Source organism: Stenotrophomonas sp. SrG (genome assembly GCF_050031795.1).
Lineage (GTDB): Bacteria > Pseudomonadota > Gammaproteobacteria > Xanthomonadales > Xanthomonadaceae > Stenotrophomonas > Stenotrophomonas rhizophila_A.
In genome coordinates, this window is record NZ_JBNBBE010000967.1 from 1 (window position 1) to 242 (window position 242).

Annotated in this window: 1 pseudogene; it reads right to left on the reverse strand. The window is 64.9% G+C overall.

What is annotated here, in order from left to right:
• Positions 1-152 (reverse strand): annotated as a pseudogene (locus tag ACQG3P_RS22370) (anthranilate synthase component I); the annotation flags it as partial.
• Between the last annotated feature and the right edge of the window lie 90 nt (positions 153-242).

The following is a 242-nucleotide window of genomic DNA, read 5'->3' on the forward strand; positions in this document are numbered from 1 at the left end:
CGGCGGGCAGGCATGCCGATGATGGAATAGAGCCCGACGAGCTCGCCTCCTTCTACCGATTCGAACAGGTAGGTATGCGGGCCGTCGGCGAGATTCAGATAGACCGAAAGCGGCGTATCCAGGTCGGACAGCTCTTCACGGACGACGGGGATGCGGGGGTGGCCTTCAGCGGCCTGCGGCTGGACCTGCGCGAGCGAGAGCTAGACGACTTTCCATCCGGGAAACGGCGGAGGCGGGACGGA